This window comes from Pseudomonas kitaguniensis, assembly GCF_009296165.1.
Taxonomy (GTDB): Bacteria; Pseudomonadota; Gammaproteobacteria; order Pseudomonadales; family Pseudomonadaceae; genus Aquipseudomonas; species Aquipseudomonas kitaguniensis.
In genome coordinates this window covers 1-17,416 of the sequence record NZ_VUAZ01000110.1, presented here as the reverse complement: position 1 = coordinate 17,416, position 17,416 = coordinate 1, and the positions used below count along the sequence as shown (strand labels likewise).

The following is a 17,416-nucleotide window of genomic DNA, read 5'->3' as shown; positions in this document are numbered from 1 at the left end:
TACGTATAAACACTCAGATTATTTCACTGAGTGGGACGAACCATGAAGTTGCAAGGTGCCTTATTCCTGTCGTTATGCGTGCTGTCGGCTGGCGTGGTTGCAAACGAGGCGGTGTTGAACAAAATCCGCGAAAACAAACAATTGGTGATCGGTTATCCGACGGAAGCCCTGCCGTTCTCTTATCAAGCCCTGGCCGGCGAACCAGTGGGTTATTCCATCGATTTGTGTCGGCGTATCGCCAATGACCTGAAGCAGAGCCTGAAGCTTGACGAGCTGGCCTTGAGCTTCAAGCCCTTGCGTTTCAAAGACCGTATCGCGGCCGTCAGCAGCGGTGCGGTGGACCTGGAATGTGGCTCCACCACCAACACGCCAGAGCGTCAGAAACAGGTCGACTTCAGCGTTTCAACCTTTGCTGCCTCGATTAAAGTGGTGAGCAGGGTGGGCGAAAAGCTCGACACCTTGCAGCAACTCAATGGCCGATCCGTGGTGATCGTCGACGGTACCACCGTGGGTGAGGTGGTTAAGCAGCTTGAAGAGCGCAAAGGCTGGAACCTTAAAAAAGTGCATGCCAGGAACCTGACCGAGGGCTTCAAGTTGCTGGTCGACAACCAGGCCGACAGCCTGGTGTTTGATGAAGTAGTGGTTGCCCCATTAATGGCGGGCGCCGCCGAGCCTGCGCGTTATCAGTTTTTGCAGGACGTGCTGGTCGTTGAGCACCTGGCGTTGATCATGCCGAAAAATAACCCCGGCTTGAAACGTATGGTGGACACCACCCTGACGGGCTTGATGGCATCAGGGGAAGCCAAAACACTCTACGTGAAATGGTTTGAGTCGCCGATTGTGGCCAAGACGCTGAATTTGAATGTGCCGTTCTCGGCCCAGATGAAGCAGATGTTCAGCGCCCCGACGGATCAGCCAGGCAAGGCGTTGTAAACATTAGTTAAGCAAGGGTGGCAGCCGGTGTGGCGCCACCCTTCAATGGCTGCGCGTTCAGAGCGCGGCCAGGGTTTCTTTCAGCGCTTGCGCCTGCGGGTCAGCGGTTTTCGCAGCTACCTGCTGTTCTTGCTGCTGCTTCACGCGATCAGCGACTTGTTTGGCAATCGCGTCCTGTTTTTCTTGCGGCATGGCCTGCACTTGTACCTCAGTCAAACCCTGTTCCTTGAGCAGTTGCTCGCGGATGCGTTCGGCCGGGGACAGCTTCATGTAGTCGCTGAAGTCGCTACGTGCGGTGCTGGTGGTCGAACCGGTTGCCGATACATCCGTGGTTGCCGTGGTCGCCGCTGTCGTGGCTTGCAACTGCACGCGGGTTTTAGCGAACGCTTCATCGATGCGATCGCTGGCCTTGTTCAGGTCCTTCTGCGCGGTCGGCACGGTGATGCTTTGTTGCGCCGCCTGCACGGCACCGCTGTACAACGTACTGGCAGCGGCATTGGCCGGGTCCATGTCGGAGCGCTTGAGCTTTTCGATCGTCGACACGGCTTGAGTGTTGTTGTTAACCAGCATGGTCGGTCACCTGCGAATTTGTTCGGTGCACTACGTCCAGCAAATAGCATGCCGGGCGCCAGACTCCCGGTTTTGTTGAGTAAGGGGTGGCCGTCGCGGCAACTATTGTCGCGCAGGCGGCCAACCGTTGCCGTCAGTGGGCGATATTTTCCAACGCCAGGTTACGCGTACGTGGCCCGAACCAGCTGATGGTGATGATCACGATCAACATGCTGCTGGCGATAAACGCCAATACGCCCGGGGTGCCCAGATGTTCGAGAATAAAACCGATCAATAAACTGCTGAACACCGTGGACAAGCGGCTGAACGAATAGCAAAACCCCACCGCCCGCGCGCGGATATTGGTCGGGAACAGTTCGCCTTGGTATGAGTGATAACTGAAGCTCAGCCAAGCGTTGCAAAAGGTGATCATCACCCCGCAAATCACCAGCCCCACTGCCGTGGTTTGCAGCGCGAACAGGCTGCCGAAAATCATCGAGCCCATGGCCGAGCCGACGATCTGCCATTTGTTTTCAAAGCGGTTGGCCACCTTCACAAACAGCAACGGCCCAAGCGGGTAGGCGAGGGTGATGATAAAGGCGTACATCAAGCTATGCGTCACGCTGAGGCCCTGGCCCGAGAGCAGCGCTGGCAACCAGTTGCCGAAGCCGAAAAAACCGATGGCCTGGAACACATGGAACACAATCAGCATCAATGCCCGGCGCCGGTAGGGCGGTTGCCATATATCGGCAAAACGGCCGCTGCTGTGCACGCTGACGGCTTCGGGTTCCGGCTCATCCAAGGGTTTGCAATGGTCTTTTTGGCAACGCGCCTCCAAGGTGTCGACGATTTGCCCGGCTTCATCAAAACGGCCTTTCTGCGCGAGCCAGCGCGGTGATTCCGGCAGGCGCTTGCGCAGTTGCCAGATAAACAGCGCAAACACCGCGCTGCTCAGTACCACCCAACGCCAGCCAGAGATCCCGAAGGGCGCCTGGGGCACCAGCCACCACGACATCAAGGCCACCGAAGGTACTGACAAAAACTGGATGAAAAACGCAAAGGCAAAGGCCGAACTGCGCATGCGCTTGGGCACCAGTTCCGACAAGTAGGCGTCGATGGTTACCAGCTCGATACCCAGGCCGATGCCGACCAGAAAGCGCATGCAGATAACGCCCAGCGCGGACGTCTGGATGCCCATCAGCACCGTAGCGATCGTGTACCAGATCAACGCAAAGGTAAAAATCGCGCGCCGCCCGAAACGGTCGGCAATCGGGCTGAGCAAGCTGGCGCCGAGGAACAGGCCTAGGAAGGTTGCCGAGGCAAACGCCGCTTGGTCGGAGAAGCCAAATACACCCTCGCCGCCGGTGTGGAAAATTCCGTCGCTGATTAAGCCGGGGCTGATGTAGGCGGTTTGAAACAGGTCATACAGCTCGAAAAAGCCGCCGATTGAGAGCAATGCCACCAGGCGCCAGAGGGTGGCGACGGCGGGCAGGCGGTCAATGCGCGCGCTGATGTGCGCGGCACGGGTTGGGTCGATGCCGTCCATGGCAGAAGTGGTGAGTGTCGACATGGGAAACCCTCGGTCAGCTGCGATGCTTGGCGCCGGGAGCTTATCATTGCTTGTTTAATTGTAACCACTTAATGCAAAGATCTTGAAGCCTTGGCGCTGGCTGAGCCTCTGGTAATAAGCCTCGACTGCGGGGTAGGGCGGATGCGCCATGGGCGTGCTCCGCCAGCGGTGTACCGAGAGGCCGATCAGAATATCGGCGAGGGAAAATTCATCACCGGCAACAAAGGCGCCAGTGCTGGCCAGCTGTTGTTCCAGTAAGCCCATCTTGTCATTCCACGCCTGCACCCCGGCCTGGAGGCGTTGCGGGTCTTGATGGTCGGGGCTTTTACGTACGAGGGCCTGGAAGGCGTAACCCCACGACGGGTTGAGTTCGGTGGCTTGCCAGTCCATCCATTGCTCGATGCGCGCACGCGGCGCGGGGGCGATGGGCAGCAGGTCGTGGCGTTGGTAGAGGTTCACGAGGTAGCGGCAGATGGTATTGGATTCCCACAGTACACCGTGGTCGTCGATCAGCACGGGTATTTGAGCATTGGGGTTCAGGGCCAGGAATTCGGCGGATTGGGTGGGCTTGAAGCCGATGCCCCAGTCTTCACGCACGTAGTCGATGCCAAGCTCCTGGCATGTCCACAACACTTTTCGCACATTGATGGAGGATGTGCGGCCCAATATTTTCAGTGAGTGTCCCATGGTGCTTTCCTGGCGTTGGAGAATGGCCAATTTAGCAGTGGGTATGAATGACGGCGAGTGTGATTAGCAGGCAAACCCTTCAGGCCCCCTGGATTCTGGGTGTGTGCTGATCCATCGCCTGGCCCACCAGCAATACGCTCAGCTCGCTCAGTTGGTGAATCGCCAAGGCCACATCGCGGTGTTTGCCGGTGAGGTCATCGGACAGGTCGAGCAACAAGGTGCGCACCGAGCACACGGTTTCGTAGCTGTTGATCAGCAGCGTCTCGGTGGTTGTATCGGGGATGACGGTGAAAAGCGTGGTTGGCGGACTTTCAATTTCTTTGATCATGGGTGAGGCTCGCGCACTAAGGGTGACCAAACGTCGGGCAACTAAACCCGATCACCGAGAAATTCAGCGACCGGCAAACCTTAGTGGCTCGCTCCCCAAGTGCGCAAGCCGGTGGGTTCTGACGTAAGCGTAGGCAATGGAGCACGGTGTTGACCGTAATGTCAGTCGCGTCCTACTGGCGTCCTACGCTCGCCTGATCCTTCCCACACCGCGCGAGGCAATCAGCGGCTCAGGTACTCTCGCGCACCTGCAACTCAAAGCCCATGTCCACCACCGGTTTGGCGATTGTGTTACCCGCCATGATCGTCAGTAAATGCTCAGCCGCGCGCCGCCCAATCGCCTCACGCGGCGTGCTGATGCTGCTCAGGCGCGGCACCATAAACGCTGACGCCGGCAAATCGTTGAAGCCCAGCACCGCCACCCGCTCCGGCACGTTGATGCCGTGGCGCATGGCTTCGAGCAGCGCACCCTGGGCCAGGTCGTCGTTGCCGAAAAAAATCGCGTCCACGTCCGGGTGGGCGGCCAGCAGTTGCAAAAACAGCTCGCCACCCAGGCCGACTGAGGACGGGCGCGGTGTCAGCAGTTCCAGCGCTGGGTCATACAGGCCGGCATGTTGCAGCGCACGGCGAAAGCCTTCACCGCGCAGCAGCGTGCGTTGGTCCAGCTGCGCGCCGACATACGCCAGGCGCTTGCGCCCACGCGAGAGCAAATGCGCCGCTGCCGTCTCACCCGCATTCAACTGCGAGAAACCCACGCAGTTCACCCCGGCGTTGGGGTCCAGGTCCATCATGTACACACACGGCACATTGCTCGCTTCGACCATCCGTCGCGCGCTTTCGGTGCGGTCAAACCCGGTCAGCAGCAAACCGCGTGGCTGGTAGGCCATATAGTTGCGCAGCAGGTTTTCTTCTTCGTCGCGCGAATAGTGAGAGTTGCCGATCAGCACTTCGAAGCCTTTGGGCCGCAGCACTTGATGGATAGCTTCAAGGGTTTCGATAAACAACAGGTTGGATAACGAGGGCACCAACACCACCACCGAGTGGCTTTGCGCCGACGCCAGGGCACGGGCGGCGGGGTTGACCACGTAGTTGAGTTCGGCGGCGGCCAGTTGCACTTTTTCCACCAGCTCGGTGGCCACGGTGCTGATGCCACGCAAGGCGCGGGAGGCGGTAATTGGGCTGACGCCGGCCAGTCGTGCGACTTCATTAAGGGTAGGGCGACCGGTAGTGCGCGTATTTTTATCGTTCTTGGAGGTCATCAGGCGGCTTGCCAAACAAAAATCGAGGCACTAAGGTAGCGCTGTCTCCAAATGGCTGCAAATACTTGAACGTTGGGTTGCCTGATTCGGTTCAAATGATTGGAGAGGATGCACGCGTCACTCCATAAAAATGACAAGACGGCGCGGGAAAAGCCTGTTTTTGCACGCGTTTTACCGCCTGCAAAGGTAGCGCTATCTGCGTCCTGAGGTGTTTCATGAGTCAACCTGTTACCGCCCTGGTCATCATGGGTGTTTCCGGCTGTGGCAAGTCCAGCGTCAGCGAAGCCCTGTGCCACCTGAACGGCGCCACCGCGATTGAAGGCGACAGCTTTCACCCCGCCGCGAACATCGAAAAGATGAGCGCCGGCCACCCGCTTAACGACGACGACCGTGCCGGCTGGCTCGACATCCTCTGCGATGAGTTGCGCCGTGCGCTCAAGGCCGGTGAACACCCGGTACTCACCTGCTCGGCGCTGAAAAAGAAATACCGCGACCATCTGCGCGAAGCTGCGCCGGGCCTGGGGTTTGTATTCCTGGAGTTGACCCGTGCCGTGGCGGCCGACCGCGTGTCGCATCGCCCCGGCCATTTTATGCCAGCCAGCCTGATCGACAGCCAGTTCGCCACCCTGGAATCGCCTGTGGGCGAGCCGCTGACCCTGGCGCTTAACGCCAGCGAAGACAGCGTCGAGGCGCTCGCTGAGCAAACCAATGCCTGGTGGCAGCAACACGGTTTTGAACCATCCAAATAATTTTTTGCCGGAAAAGATAGCGCTATCCCCGGCTAAAAATTGAATACCGGCTTTAATAACAACAACAAACAGGAGAGACCCCCCATGTTTGGCATGTCCCACGAGTCCTATCTGCTGCTAGACGCAGTGGTTACTATCATCGGGCTGATCGTCCTGATCACCAAGTTCAAGGTTCACCCGTTCATTGCATTGATCATCGCGGCTGGCTTTCTTGGCCTGACCTCGGGCATGCCCGTGGACAAGATCATCAAGGCCTTCCAGGACGGTTTCGGCGGGGTGCTCGGCTTTGTCGGCATCATCCTCGCGCTGGGCACGATGCTCGGCAAGATGATGGCCGAATCCGGCGGCGCCGATCAGATCGCGCAAACCCTGATCCGCGCCTTCGGCAAGGAAAAAGTCCAGTGGGCCATGATGTTCGCCGCGTTCCTGGTGGGCATTCCGTTGTTCTTTGAGATCGGTTTTGTGTTGCTGATCCCGCTGGTGTTTATCGTTGCGCGGCGCACTGGCGTGTCGCTGATTAAAATCGGTATCCCGCTGCTGGCCGGCCTGTCGGCGGTGCATGGCCTGGTGCCGCCGCACCCTGGCCCGCTGCTGGCCATCGGCGTGTTTGGCGCAGACATCGGCAAGACCATTCTGTACGGGCTGATCGTCGCACTGCCAACCGCCATCATTGCCGGGCCGATCTTCGGCACGTTTATCGCCAAATACATTCCAGGCAACCCGTCCCAGGAACTGGTCGACCAACTGGCCCGCGAGTCGGAACACAAAAACCTGCCGAGCTTCAGCATCACCTTGATCACCGTGCTGCTGCCGGTGTTCCTGATGCTGCTGAAAACCTTCGCCGACATCGGCCTGCCGGATGGCCACGCAGTGCGCAACTGGATGGACATGATCGGTCACCCGATCACCGCATTGCTGTTGGCGTTGCTGCTGTCGCTATACACCTTTGGCCATCGCCAGGGCATTCATTCCAAGCAGATCCTCAAGTTGCTCGACGCCAGCCTTGCGCCGACCGCCGCGATCATCCTGATCATCGGTGCCGGCGGTGGCTTCAAGCAGATGCTGGTCACCAGCGGCGTCGGTGACGTGATCGGCCACATGGCGGTGAACGCGCAGATCAACCCGATTTTACTGGCGTGGCTGGTGGCGGCGGTGATTCGTATCGCTACCGGTTCGGCCACAGTGGCGACGATTACCGGCGCGGGCATCGTGGTGCCGGTGGTGGGTTTGATTCCGGGGGTCAACCGTGAGCTGCTGGTATTGGCCACGGGCGCGGGTTCGTTGATCCTGTCTCACGTCAACGATGCCGGGTTCTGGCTGGTGAAGCAGTACTTCAACATGACCGTGGCCGAGACGTTCAAGACCTGGACGGCGATGGAGACCATTCTGTCGGTGGTGGCGCTGATCTTTATCATGCTGCTGTCGCTGGTGGTGTAACCACCACTGCGCAAAAACAACGGTGGGAGGGGGCTTGCTCCCGATTGCTGAGTGTCAGTCACTGTATCGGATGACTGATCCACCGCTATCGGGAGCAAGCCCCCTCCCACATGGGTTAGTACATTTCTACAGTTGGATCGGCTCAGGCTTTGGCGATCAACCCGTCTGCCCGGAACATCCCGCGGATACCGCGCACCGCCTGGCGAATCCGGTCCTGGTTCTCGATCAGCGCAAAGCGCACGTGATCATCGCCATACTCACCAAAGCCAATGCCCGGCGACACACACACCTTGGCTTCCAACAGCAACTTCTTGGCAAATTCCAGCGAGCCCATGGCGGCATACGCCTCCGGGATTTTTGCCCACACGTACATCGATGCCTTTGGGTTTTCGACCATCCAGCCCAACTCATGCAGGCCTTTGACCAGCACGTTGCGGCGCTGACGGTACTGCTCGGCAATGTCTTTCACACACTGTTGGTCGCCTTCCAGCGCGGCAATCGCCGCCACTTGCAGCGGGGTGAAGGTGCCGTAGTCGTGGTAGCTCTTGATGCGTGCCAGCGCGTTGACCAGCTCCGGGTTACCGACCATAAAACCGATGCGCCAGCCGGCCATGTTGTAGCTCTTGGACAGGGTGAAAAACTCCACCGCAATGTCCTTGGCGCCAGGTACTTGCATGATCGAGGGGGCTTTCCAGCCGTCATAAACGATGTCGGCGTAGGCCAAATCGTGTACCACCAGCACGTCGTATTGCTTGGCGAGGGCGATCACCCGCTCGAAAAAATCCAGCTCTACGCACTGCGCGGTCGGGTTGGACGGGAAGCCCAGGATCATCATCTTGGGTTTGGGAATCGACCCGCGAATCGCCCGTTCCAGCTCGTCGAAAAAGTCCACACCGGGCACCAGCGGCACCGAGCGCACTTGGGCGCCGGCAATCACCGCACCGTAGATGTGAATCGGGTAGCTGGGGTTCGGCACCAAAACCGTGTCGCCCTGGTCCAGGGTAGCCAGCATCAAGTGCGCCAGGCCTTCCTTGGAACCGATGGTCACGATGGCTTCGGTTTCCGGGTCGATGTCCACTTCATAGCGGTCCTTGTACCAGCGCGAAATGGCCCGGCGCAGGCGCGGAATGCCCTTGGACGTGGAGTAGCCGTGCGTGTCTTCACGCTGGGCCACGGTGACCATTTTCTCGACGATATGCGGTGGCGTGGGGCCGTCAGGGTTACCCATGCTCAAGTCGATGATGTCTTCGCCGCGCCGACGCGCAGCCATCTTCAGCTCGGCAGTGATATTAAACACGTAAGGGGGGAGTCGATCGATGCGCGCAAAGCGGCGCGGCAAACCTTGGTTAGCCATTGTTGCCTCAAGAGTACGTAAGCGCCCGGAACCGTCCGAGCGACGTCGGCCACTGCGGTGGCCTGCGGGGCTGACAATACGGTCGATGATGGCCGGTTGTCCAGATGGCACCGAAAAAATTTCTGCTTGGAGTACAGCGCGCACTTGCCCCTATACTCGGTACGGGTTTGTGCCCTGACAAGAAGGAGACTGTTCAGATGGATCAGCAGACAAAACAACCGTTAGCGCCGCGCATGGAAGACGGCAAAGCCTTGGTGATTGCCGGTGTACAAGGGCGTTATTCAAAGGCCACCGTGGGTGATATTCCCAAGTTGTGGGAATTGTTTGATACCTGCATCAAGGACATCAAAAAGCGTGTCGGCGGCGTGACGTATGGCGTTTGCCATAACCCCCACCATGACGAATTTGATTACATGGCCGGGGTTGAAGTACCCGCCAAAGGCGACGTGCCGAGCAACTTCGAATACATCGAAATTCCGCCGCATCACTATGCAGTGTTCCCGCACTACGGCGCGGTGCAGGCGCTTGCGCAGACCTACGAACGCATCATGTTCGAGTGGTTGCCGCACTCGGGCTACAAGGTGGCCGGGGCGGATTTCGAGCGCTATAGCGCAGATTTTGACGGGAAGAAGGGCACCGGGACGGTAGAGGTCTGGTTGCCGATTGAAGCCAAGTAACGCAACAGCTTGGGCGACCTGCTTTTGGCCAGTGGGCTGTAGTTGCTTACTGGCCTGGGACTTTTGTGGCGCGCGGGCGGGCTTGCCCGCTCACCCCAACGCGAACGTCAGCCGGCGCTCATACCCAACCCGCGCCTTGTAGGCCTGCCCGCAGTCCACCCACCCGGCCTTCAGGTACAAACCCATCGCCGCCACGTTGTTGATGTCCACCGACAACTCCAGCGCCTGGATCTGCGGCCACGCTTGCCGCGCTGCTTCGGGCAGCGCGTGCAGGCAGGCTTTGCCGAAGCCACGGCCCTGTTGATGTCGATCCACCTGCAGCGCGTGCAGCGTGGCACTCTGTTCGTCGGCCCAATGCGGCAGGCACGGTGGGCGTTTGAGTAGCAGGAACGCCACCGGAATATCCTCGGCGAGCAGGGCGAAGCCCTTGATGCCAGGGCTGGGGTTGACCAACACGCTGTTCAGCGCGCAATAAATATCGCCGGAAAACCCCAGTTGCTCGGGGTGCACTTGCAGCACGTCGAGCTGCTGTTTTTGCGCAAGGCTCAGCGTCTCATAGGGGACGAGGCGGGTTTCCATCGGTGGCGCATCCGAAATCCTACAAAGGTGCGCGGATTCTAGCCGGTTTGCCCAACGCGATAGTAGTTTTCAGCGGACGCCTTATTCCAACATTTTGCCGAGTAACCAGCTCCCTGCCGGCCCCGGCGGATGATGCCGTGACCACAGCGCATCGACCGCCACCGAGCACGGCCAACCGCGCGCCTTGAGTTCGACCAGACGGCCGCCATCGAAGCGCTCCACCAGCCAGCGTGGCAACGGCGCCCAGCCAAAGCCCAGTTGCGCCATTTCCATCAGCATCAAATAACTCGGCGCAGACCACACACGGCCGCTGGCGCGGGTTTCGTTCGGGTTAATGATGCTGGCCAGGCGCAGTTCGCGGTGCTGCTGCAAGGTAAACGCGGTCACGTTTTTCAGGCTGGCCAACGGGTGTTGCGGCGCGACAAACAGGGCGATTTCCGTGCGTTCTTCGACTGGCGAACCCGTGAGGTCGGGTGGGTAGCTGCCCTGTTGCTCGATAAACGCCACCTGCGCTCGGCCGCTCTGCACCAGCGCGATCAAGTCTTCGCACTCGGCAATCAGGCATTCCAGCTCAAGGTCCGGGTAGCGTTGCTCAAAAGCTTTAAGCGCGATTTCAAAGCGGTCGGACTGGTAAGTGTCCGACATCGCAACGGTCAGCTTCGGCTCCAGGCCTTGTGACAACTGGCTCGCTGTCAGCTCAAGCCGGCTGCTGGCCTCCAGCACCTGCTCGGCCCGTTGCAACAACACATGGCCGGCCGGCGTGAGGGTCGGCTTGCGGCTGCTGCGATCAAACAGCACCACGTTGAGGTCAATCTCCAGGCTGGCCACCGCCGCGCTGATGGTCGACTGGCTTTTGCCCAGCTTGCGCGCCGCCGCCGAAAACGAGCCTTGGGTGGCGGCCTGTACAAACGCCTGCAGCACTTCGTGGGAGGCCATGACTATCGCCTTGATCGATGGTTATTGGTTATGAAGTATCGAGCTCGCGGGTAATGATGGCAACCCTGTTCACTCACGGAGCCGGGTCATGAGCCCTACCAAATCGATTACTGAACGCGTTTGCCAAGCCATTGGTTTTGAGGCGCTGGCGCTGTTGATCTGCACCCCATTGTTGGCGTGGATCATGCGCAAGCCCGCCCTGGAAATGGGCATGGTCACCCTGGCGATCAGCCTGATGGCGTTGGCCTGGAACGTGATCTTCAACGGTTTGTTTGACCGCCTGAAGGCGCGCCTGCAACTGGCCAACAGTGGCTGGACCCGCGTGCTGCACGCCGCGTTGTTCGAAGGCGGCCTGATCCTGGTGTGCGTGCCGTTGATAGCCGCGTGGCTGAACATCAGCCTGATGCAGGCATTTATTCTGGACATAGGTGTGCTGCTGTTTTTTCTGCCGTACACCTATGTGTATCACTGGGCCTATGACGTGTTGCGCGAAAAGCGCTTACAAAAACATGCCGCCCGAAGCCTCGATACGCTGCCCGGTAATCCAGTGGCTGCCGTCGGCGAGCAGGCTGGCAATCGCCCCGCCAATATCGTCCGGTAAGCCGGCGCGGCCCAATGCCGTGTTGGTTGCCACCATGGCGTTGAGGTTGGCATTGTCGCGCACCGCACCGCCGCCGAAGTCGGTTTCAATCGCGCCAGGCGCCAGAATGTTTACGCTGATACCGCGCGCGCCGAGTTCCTTGGCCTGGTAGCGGGTCAGCACTTCCATCGCGCCTTTCATGGCGGCATAGGCGGCGTAGCCGGGCAGGCTGAAGCGTGCCAGGCCGCTGGAAATATTCAGGATGCGGCCACCGTCGCGGATCAGCGGCAAGAGCTTTTGGGTCAAGAAAAACGGGCCTTTGAACTGGATCGCCAGCAGCTGATCGAACTGCGCTTCAGTGGTTTCGGCGAAGCTTGCGTGAATGCCAATACCGGCGTTATTGATCAGAAAGTCGAAATGCTCCCGTGCGAAAACATCCTTGAGCACGCGGGCAACGTCGTCACCGAAGCCCGCGAAGGTTGCGCTCTGGCTCACGTCCAACTGCAGCATCGCCGCGCGACCGCCCAACTGCTCGATCTGCGCCACCAGCGCCTGCGCCTCGTCGGCCTTGCTGTGATAAGTGCCAACAATGTCGACGCCTTGCGCCGCCAGGTGCAGCGCGGCGCTTTTGCCCAGGCCGCGGCTGGCGCCAGTGATCAGTGCGATTTTGCGAGTCATGGTGTGTTTCCCTGTGAGTGGTGGTGGGACGCAGTGTATTTGTCCGCTCCTAACGTGATAAACAGGGCGCTATCGGAATCACTGGCCGGATAAGGCGAACAATCCCATGAACAAGCTGGAACTGCTGCGCACCTTTGTGCGGGTCGCTGAGCTGTCGAGTTTTACCCACGCGGGCGAGAGCCTCGGGCTGCCACGCTCGACCGTGTCGGAGCATGTGCAGGCGCTCGAAGAATTGCTCGGCGCGCGGCTGTTGCAGCGCACCACGCGCAAGGTGCAGGCCACTCAGGACGGGCGCGTTTTGTACGAGCGCAGCAAAGATTTGCTGGCGCACATGGAGGAACTCGAAGGCCTGTTCCGCCAAAACGAAGCGCAACTCAGCGGGCGCATTCGCGTCGACATGCCCAACGTGATGGCGCGGGATTTGATCTTGCCGCGCCTGCCGCACTTTATGCAGGCGCACCCGTTGATCGAGCTGGAGATCAGCACTACCGACCGCCAGGTCGACCTGCTCGCCGAAGGCTTCGATTGCGTGCTGCGGGTCGGCGCGCAACCGGACCAGTCAGTGGTGGCGCGACTGCTGTGCAGCATGCCGATGGTCAACTGTGTCAGCGCCGAATACCTGCAGCGTTATGGCAGGCCCGAGACATTGGCCGACCTGGCGAACCATCAATTGGTGCATTACGTGCGCCCGCTGGGTTCGCGCTCGGCGGGGTTTGAATACCAGCTCGGCAACAAGGTGCACCGCGTGCCGATGGCGGGGCGCGTCACGGTCAATAGCACCGATGCGTATAAATCGGCGTGCCTGGGCGGCTTCGGCATTATCCAGGTGCCGGTGTTGGGGATGCGTGACTTACTCGACAGCGGCGAGCTGGTAGCGGTATTGCCAGACTACCCGGCGCCAGCGCTGGACGTGTCGTTGCTGTACGCCGGGCAACGGCACCTGCCACAGCGGGTGCGGGTGTTTATGGACTGGCTGGCCGCCACCTTGCAAGCGCAGCTCTAACGTCGCGCCGACAACTGTTGCGGCGCCAGGAAGGCGTCGTGGAAGTAATCCCGAAACGCCTGCATCGCCGGGGTAAACGCCCGCTCGCGGTGCCAGGCCAGGCCCACGCTCATCGGTGTGACCGGATCGGTGACGGTCAGGGTTTCGATGCGTTTGCCTTCCAGCGACCAAGGCCGGTGCACCAGGTCTGACAGAATCGCCACGCCGCTGCCATTGGCAACCATGCTGCGCACCGCCTCCACCGAACTGGTGCGCAGCCGCACCTTGGGCGTCTGCCTGGCCTGTTCCCAATAGCGCATGGCGCTGTGTTCGGCTTCGTCGACGGTGAGCAAAATGTACGGCTCTTGCGCCACATCCGCCAGGCTCACCGCGCCGCGTTCGCACAACGGGTGATGGCTGGGCAGCCACAGGCGGCGTTCCGAGTTGAACAAGATTTCCGAGACAATATCTGCGTGGGTGAGGTTGGCGGTCAGCACCACGGCCATGTCGAACTGGCCGTTGAGCAGGCCGTGTTCGATGGCCTGGCGTTCCTGCTCGAACACCTCGATGGTCACGTCCGGGTGCCAGTGTTCCATGCGCTGCAAGTGGTGCGGCAAAAAATAGCCGAGCACCGTGTAACTGGCGGCGATACGCAACACGCCGCTGGCGCGGTAATCCGGCAGCGGGCTGTTCAACGCGTCGTCGACGCTGCGCAGGATCACATAGGCACGGTTGAGAAAGTGCCGCCCGGCGTCGGTCAGGTTCATGCCCTGCGCCGAGCGCACGAACAACTGCACGCCGAGCATGGCCTCCAATTCCTTGATCGCCGTGGTCACCGCCGACTGCGAGATGTTCAGGTGAATCGCCGCCTGAGAAATCTGGCCGATTTCAGCGGTGGCGACGAAGTAGCGAATTTGGCGCAAGGTCAATGACATGCAACTCTCCCAACTGATGGCTCCACGCACTGCGCGCCTTTGCTGCTGGTTCCCACGCGTGGGAACGATCTTTATCGCTTTATCTGATTTTCAGAAGATGGGCTATCTGATAATAGATCTTCCCAAGGGGTCAAGCGCCAGCCTACTTTTCGAGCATCATCTTTGGCGGAGCGACACTCGATGCAGTCAGTGGATTTCAATTCAGACATGGGCGAAAGCTTCGGCCCCTGGACCATCGGCGATGGCGTAGACGCCGAGTTGATGGCCTATATCAGCTCGGCGAATATCGCCACTGGCTTCCACGCTGGCGACCCCGGCACCATGCGCCGCACCGTCGAGCGCGCCAAGCAGCTTGGCGTGGCCATCGGCGCGCATCCGGGGTTTCGCGACCTCGTGGGGTTTGGCCGCAGGCACCTGAATGCGCCGCCTCAAGAACTGGTGGACGACATCCTCTACCAACTCGGCGCGCTGCGTGAAATCGCGCGTGCGCAAGGCGTGGCCTTGCAACACATCAAGCCCCACGGCGCGCTCTACATGCACCTGGCCCGCGATGAAGACGCCGCGCGGTTGCTGGTGCAAAACTTGCAAATTATCGAGCCAACGCTGTTGCTGTATTGCATGCCCAACTCGGTGATATGGCGCATCGCCAAAGAGCTGGGGCAACCGGTGGTGCGCGAGTTTTACGCCGACCGTGAATACGACATGACCGGCTCCATCGTGTTTACCCGCAACGTGCGCGCGCTGGACCCGGCCACGGTCGCGGCGCGAGTTTTGCGTGCTTGCCAGACCGGGTTGGTGCGCACCGTTGAAGGCGAAGACCTGTTTATCGAATTCGATTCCATCTGCCTGCACAGCGACACCCCAGGCGCGCTGGAACTGGTGGAGGCCACACGCGAGGCCTTGGATTTGGCGGGCATTGACGTCAGAACTGCAGAATAAAAACATCGAAAAACATCGAAAAACATCGACACCGCACTGCTTGCCTGCCTTTCTAGAATGATTACAAGAGGAACAGACATGGCCCAAACATCCCCCATCCGCTACAGCTTCGGCGGTGATGAACACCTGTTTGCCGAGGTCAGCGAGAGCATGTCGCTGGAGGCCTTTTTTAAAGGCATGGCCGTGACTCGCGCCGTGGAACGCCTGGCGCTCGAAGGCGTGCTGGATGTGTGCCTGGCTAACGCGTCGTTCCAGATTCGCTTCGACCCCGACCGCATTGCGCCGTATGCGCTGCTCGATGCCGTGCAAAGCGCTGAAGCGCAGGCCGTGGCTGAACGCACTTTGCACACGCGCATCATCGAAATTCCGGTGCTCTACAACGACCCGTGGACCCATGAAACCCTGATGCGTTTTCGTGACCGCCATCAAGACCCCACGGGCACAGATTTGGAATACGCCGCGCGCATCAACGGCCTCGCCGACGTCGACGCGTTTATCGCCGCGCACAGTGGCGCGCCGTGGTTCGTGTCGATGGTCGGATTTGTGGCGGGGTTGCCGTTCATGTTCCAGATGGTCGAGCGTGAACGGCAATTGCAGGTGCCCAAATACCTGCGGCCGCGCACCGACACGCCCAAGTTGACCTTGGGGCATGGTGGCTGTTTTGGCTGTATTTACTCGGTGCGTGGCGCCGGTGGTTACCAGATGTTTGGCGTGACCCCGGCGCCGATCTACGACCCGGCGCAGCAGTTGGCGTACCTCAAGGCGCACATGGTGTTCTTTCGCCCCGGTGACATCGTGCAGTTCAAACCGATCGACCGTGACGCCTATGACCTGGCCGTTGCCGAGGTGGACGCGGGGCGTTTTGACCTGCGCATTCGCCCGGTGGAATTCTCCCTCGACGACTTTCTCGCCGACCCTGTCGGCTATCCGAAAACCCTGCAGGAGGCGCTGGCATGATCAAGGTGCTTAAACCCGGCCTCGCCACCTCCGTGCAGGACCTCGGCCGTGAAGGGTATTACCACTTGGGCATCCCGCCGTCGGGCGCGTTGGACCCGTACGCGTTGAGTGCGGCCAACCACTTGGTGGGTAACCCGCCCGGCGCAGCCGGTTTGGAATGCACCCTGATCGGGCCGGAGCTGGCATTTCAACAAGACGCGCTGGTGGCGCTCAGCGGCGCATTGATGTCGCCGCGCCTGGACGGCGAAGTGGTGCACCAGGACACCGCGTTTCAGGTGCGCGCCGGGCAGGTGCTGCGGTTTGAATTCCCCAGGGCCGGCGCGCGCACTTACCTCGCCGTGGCCGGGGGCATTGACGTGCCGCTGGTGCTGGGCAGTCGCTCGACCTACACGCTGGGTGCGCTTGGCGGGTTTCATGGGCGGCGCTTGCAGGAAGGCGATGAATTGCCCATCGGCGAAGCCAGCGGGCAGGGGCGTGCGGGCAACAGTTTGCCGATGGCATTGCGCCGCTCGGTCGGCGGCGATGTGACCCTGCGCGTCGTGCCGGGGCTGTATTACGACCGGCTGACGGCTGCAGCAAAGAGCAGCTTTTTTGCCGAACCGTGGACAGTCGGCTCCGAGGCCGACCGCATCGGCTATCGCTTCAAGGGCGGCAGCGCCTTGAGCTTTGAGCCTCGCGAGCAACCGTTTGGCGCGGGTTCGGACCCCTCGAATATCGTCGACAGTTGCTACCCGATCGGCTCAATCCAAGTGCCCGCCGGGCTGGAGCCGATCGTGTTGCATCGCGATGCCGTGTCGGGCGGTGGTTACGCCATGATTGGCACGGTGATCAGTGCCGACCTGGACCTGATCGGGCAGATGCAGCCAAACCAGCGAGCGGGGTTTGTGGCAGTAACCCTGGAAGAAGCCCTCGAAGCGCGCCGCGTATACAAAAAACGGCTCAACGCCATGGCCAAGCTGTTCAGTCACTGACACACAACCCATCAAACTGTGGGAGGGGGCTTGCTCCCGATGGCTGTGCACCTGCCACAAATAAGCTGACTGAAACACCGCCATCGGGAGCAACCCCCCTCCCACATTTTTGAACAGTGTGCTGAGCAGCTGGTAAAGCTGGCCCGAAGTTAGAAGGGTGCACAACCATGCCCGGGCTGTTCAGTCTCTGACACACAACCAATCAAACTGTGGGAGGGGGCTTGCTCCCGATGGCTGTGCACCTGCCACAAATAAGCTGACTGAAACACCGCCATCGGGAGCAAGCCCCCTCCCACATTTTTGAGCAATGTGTTGAG

Annotated in this window: 19 protein-coding genes; 9 read left to right on the top strand and 10 right to left on the bottom strand. The window is 60.2% G+C overall.

Translation table 11 applies throughout. The features are described from left to right. Positions 1-42: 42 nt before the first annotated feature. Positions 43-933: an amino acid ABC transporter substrate-binding protein gene (locus F0169_RS18140; protein WP_152747248.1), complete on the top strand. Its 891-nt coding sequence runs from the start codon at positions 43-45 to the stop codon at positions 931-933. A gap of 57 nt (positions 934-990) precedes the next feature. Here the strand turns inward: F0169_RS18140 and F0169_RS18135 are convergent, their stop codons facing one another. The 5 genes from F0169_RS18135 to gntR all read right to left on the bottom strand — a co-directional run bounded on the left by F0169_RS18135 (position 991) and on the right by gntR (position 5,328). Further along, positions 991-1,503, bottom strand: a complete 513-nt coding sequence (locus F0169_RS18135) for a hypothetical protein (RefSeq protein ID WP_152747247.1) — start codon at positions 1,501-1,503, stop codon at positions 991-993. 133 nt (positions 1,504-1,636) lie between these two features. After that, on the bottom strand, positions 1,637-3,052 hold the full coding sequence (locus F0169_RS18130; protein WP_152747246.1) for an MFS transporter: 1,416 nt from the start codon (positions 3,050-3,052) through the stop codon (positions 1,637-1,639). Positions 3,053-3,106: 54 nt separating this feature from the next. Then, positions 3,107-3,739: a glutathione S-transferase family protein gene (locus F0169_RS18125; RefSeq protein ID WP_058414415.1), complete on the bottom strand. Its 633-nt coding sequence runs from the start codon at positions 3,737-3,739 to the stop codon at positions 3,107-3,109. Between the two features lie 79 nt (positions 3,740-3,818). Further along, on the bottom strand, positions 3,819-4,067 hold the full coding sequence (locus F0169_RS18120) for a DUF6124 family protein (RefSeq protein ID WP_058414414.1): 249 nt from the start codon (positions 4,065-4,067) through the stop codon (positions 3,819-3,821). A gap of 229 nt (positions 4,068-4,296) precedes the next feature. After that, positions 4,297-5,328: an HTH-type transcriptional regulator GntR gene (gene gntR, locus F0169_RS18115; RefSeq protein ID WP_172979474.1), complete on the bottom strand. Its 1,032-nt coding sequence runs from the start codon at positions 5,326-5,328 to the stop codon at positions 4,297-4,299. Between the two features lie 212 nt (positions 5,329-5,540). Between gntR and F0169_RS18110 the strand changes: the two genes are divergently transcribed. After that, positions 5,541-6,074: a gluconokinase gene (locus F0169_RS18110; RefSeq protein ID WP_099240066.1), complete on the top strand. Its 534-nt coding sequence runs from the start codon at positions 5,541-5,543 to the stop codon at positions 6,072-6,074. Between the two features lie 84 nt (positions 6,075-6,158). After that, the gene (locus F0169_RS18105; RefSeq protein WP_058414411.1) at positions 6,159-7,511 is read left to right on the top strand and encodes a GntP family permease; all 1,353 of its coding nucleotides are present in this window, start codon (positions 6,159-6,161) and stop codon (positions 7,509-7,511) included. A 142-nt stretch (positions 7,512-7,653) separates the two neighbouring features. On the opposite strand, the gene alaC is transcribed toward F0169_RS18105, so the two are convergent. After that, positions 7,654-8,865, bottom strand: a complete 1,212-nt coding sequence (gene alaC / locus F0169_RS18100; RefSeq protein WP_058415677.1) for an alanine transaminase — start codon at positions 8,863-8,865, stop codon at positions 7,654-7,656. 197 nt (positions 8,866-9,062) lie between these two features. Between alaC and F0169_RS18095 the strand changes: the two genes are divergently transcribed. Continuing rightward, entirely contained in the window at positions 9,063-9,542 is a 480-nt protein-coding gene (locus tag F0169_RS18095; protein ID WP_152747244.1) for a GyrI-like domain-containing protein, read from the top strand. A gap of 90 nt (positions 9,543-9,632) precedes the next feature. Here F0169_RS18095 and F0169_RS18090 read toward each other — a convergent pair whose 3' ends face one another. Both F0169_RS18090 and F0169_RS18085 read right to left on the bottom strand, forming a co-directional pair. Further along, entirely contained in the window at positions 9,633-10,121 is a 489-nt protein-coding gene (locus F0169_RS18090) for a GNAT family N-acetyltransferase (RefSeq protein ID WP_152747243.1), read from the bottom strand. 81 nt (positions 10,122-10,202) lie between these two features. Continuing rightward, on the bottom strand, positions 10,203-11,057 hold the full coding sequence (locus F0169_RS18085; RefSeq protein ID WP_152747242.1) for a LysR family transcriptional regulator: 855 nt from the start codon (positions 11,055-11,057) through the stop codon (positions 10,203-10,205). 88 nt (positions 11,058-11,145) lie between these two features. Between F0169_RS18085 and F0169_RS18080 the strand changes: the two genes are divergently transcribed. Then, a complete protein-coding gene (locus tag F0169_RS18080; protein WP_152747241.1) occupies positions 11,146-11,658 on the top strand; it encodes a multidrug/biocide efflux PACE transporter in 513 nt (170 codons plus the stop codon). On the opposite strand, the gene F0169_RS18075 is transcribed toward F0169_RS18080, so the two are convergent. Next, a complete protein-coding gene (locus tag F0169_RS18075) occupies positions 11,557-12,315 on the bottom strand; it encodes an SDR family NAD(P)-dependent oxidoreductase (RefSeq protein ID WP_122251427.1) in 759 nt (252 codons plus the stop codon). The genes F0169_RS18080 and F0169_RS18075 overlap by 102 nt on opposite strands. 106 nt (positions 12,316-12,421) lie before the next feature. On the opposite strand from F0169_RS18075, the gene F0169_RS18070 reads away from it, so the two are divergent. Continuing rightward, a complete protein-coding gene (locus tag F0169_RS18070; RefSeq protein ID WP_152747240.1) occupies positions 12,422-13,318 on the top strand; it encodes a LysR family transcriptional regulator in 897 nt (298 codons plus the stop codon). On the opposite strand, the gene F0169_RS18065 is transcribed toward F0169_RS18070, so the two are convergent. Next, positions 13,315-14,232 (bottom strand): LysR family transcriptional regulator, encoded by a 918-nt coding sequence (locus F0169_RS18065; RefSeq protein ID WP_152747239.1) that lies wholly within the window; start codon positions 14,230-14,232, stop codon positions 13,315-13,317. The genes F0169_RS18070 and F0169_RS18065 overlap by 4 nt on opposite strands. Positions 14,233-14,412: 180 nt before the next feature. On the opposite strand from F0169_RS18065, the gene F0169_RS18060 reads away from it, so the two are divergent. The 3 genes from F0169_RS18060 to F0169_RS18050 all read left to right on the top strand — a co-directional run bounded on the left by F0169_RS18060 (position 14,413) and on the right by F0169_RS18050 (position 17,099). Beyond that, on the top strand, positions 14,413-15,171 hold the full coding sequence (locus F0169_RS18060) for a 5-oxoprolinase subunit PxpA (protein ID WP_122251429.1): 759 nt from the start codon (positions 14,413-14,415) through the stop codon (positions 15,169-15,171). A gap of 78 nt (positions 15,172-15,249) precedes the next feature. Then, entirely contained in the window at positions 15,250-16,128 is an 879-nt protein-coding gene (locus F0169_RS18055) for a 5-oxoprolinase subunit B family protein (RefSeq protein ID WP_058415668.1), read from the top strand. Beyond that, on the top strand, positions 16,125-17,099 hold the full coding sequence (locus F0169_RS18050; protein ID WP_058415667.1) for a 5-oxoprolinase subunit C family protein: 975 nt from the start codon (positions 16,125-16,127) through the stop codon (positions 17,097-17,099). The genes F0169_RS18055 and F0169_RS18050 overlap by 4 nt, the downstream gene beginning before the upstream one ends. Positions 17,100-17,416 lie beyond the last annotated feature (317 nt).

What these genes read in the sequence shown, in the direction of transcription:
- F0169_RS18140 (WP_152747248.1), top strand. Translation starts at nt 43, where the DNA reads ATGAAGTTGCAAGGTGCCTTATTCCTGTCGTTATGCGTGCTGTCGGCT.
- F0169_RS18135 (WP_152747247.1), bottom strand. Translation starts at nt 1,503, where the DNA reads ATGCTGGTTAACAACAACACTCAAGCCGTGTCGACGATCGAAAAGCTC.
- F0169_RS18130 (WP_152747246.1), bottom strand. Translation starts at nt 3,052, where the DNA reads ATGTCGACACTCACCACTTCTGCCATGGACGGCATCGACCCAACCCGT.
- F0169_RS18125 (WP_058414415.1), bottom strand. Translation starts at nt 3,739, where the DNA reads ATGGGACACTCACTGAAAATATTGGGCCGCACATCCTCCATCAATGTG.
- F0169_RS18120 (WP_058414414.1), bottom strand. Translation starts at nt 4,067, where the DNA reads ATGATCAAAGAAATTGAAAGTCCGCCAACCACGCTTTTCACCGTCATC.
- F0169_RS18110 (WP_099240066.1), top strand. Translation starts at nt 5,541, where the DNA reads ATGAGTCAACCTGTTACCGCCCTGGTCATCATGGGTGTTTCCGGCTGT.
- F0169_RS18105 (WP_058414411.1), top strand. Translation starts at nt 6,159, where the DNA reads ATGTTTGGCATGTCCCACGAGTCCTATCTGCTGCTAGACGCAGTGGTT.
- alaC (WP_058415677.1), bottom strand. Translation starts at nt 8,865, where the DNA reads ATGGCTAACCAAGGTTTGCCGCGCCGCTTTGCGCGCATCGATCGACTC.
- F0169_RS18095 (WP_152747244.1), top strand. Translation starts at nt 9,063, where the DNA reads ATGGATCAGCAGACAAAACAACCGTTAGCGCCGCGCATGGAAGACGGC.
- F0169_RS18090 (WP_152747243.1), bottom strand. Translation starts at nt 10,121, where the DNA reads ATGGAAACCCGCCTCGTCCCCTATGAGACGCTGAGCCTTGCGCAAAAA.
- F0169_RS18085 (WP_152747242.1), bottom strand. Translation starts at nt 11,057, where the DNA reads ATGGCCTCCCACGAAGTGCTGCAGGCGTTTGTACAGGCCGCCACCCAA.
- F0169_RS18080 (WP_152747241.1), top strand. Translation starts at nt 11,146, where the DNA reads ATGAGCCCTACCAAATCGATTACTGAACGCGTTTGCCAAGCCATTGGT.
- F0169_RS18075 (WP_122251427.1), bottom strand. Translation starts at nt 12,315, where the DNA reads ATGACTCGCAAAATCGCACTGATCACTGGCGCCAGCCGCGGCCTGGGC.
- F0169_RS18070 (WP_152747240.1), top strand. Translation starts at nt 12,422, where the DNA reads ATGAACAAGCTGGAACTGCTGCGCACCTTTGTGCGGGTCGCTGAGCTG.
- F0169_RS18065 (WP_152747239.1), bottom strand. Translation starts at nt 14,232, where the DNA reads ATGTCATTGACCTTGCGCCAAATTCGCTACTTCGTCGCCACCGCTGAA.
- F0169_RS18060 (WP_122251429.1), top strand. Translation starts at nt 14,413, where the DNA reads ATGCAGTCAGTGGATTTCAATTCAGACATGGGCGAAAGCTTCGGCCCC.
- F0169_RS18055 (WP_058415668.1), top strand. Translation starts at nt 15,250, where the DNA reads ATGGCCCAAACATCCCCCATCCGCTACAGCTTCGGCGGTGATGAACAC.
- F0169_RS18050 (WP_058415667.1), top strand. Translation starts at nt 16,125, where the DNA reads ATGATCAAGGTGCTTAAACCCGGCCTCGCCACCTCCGTGCAGGACCTC.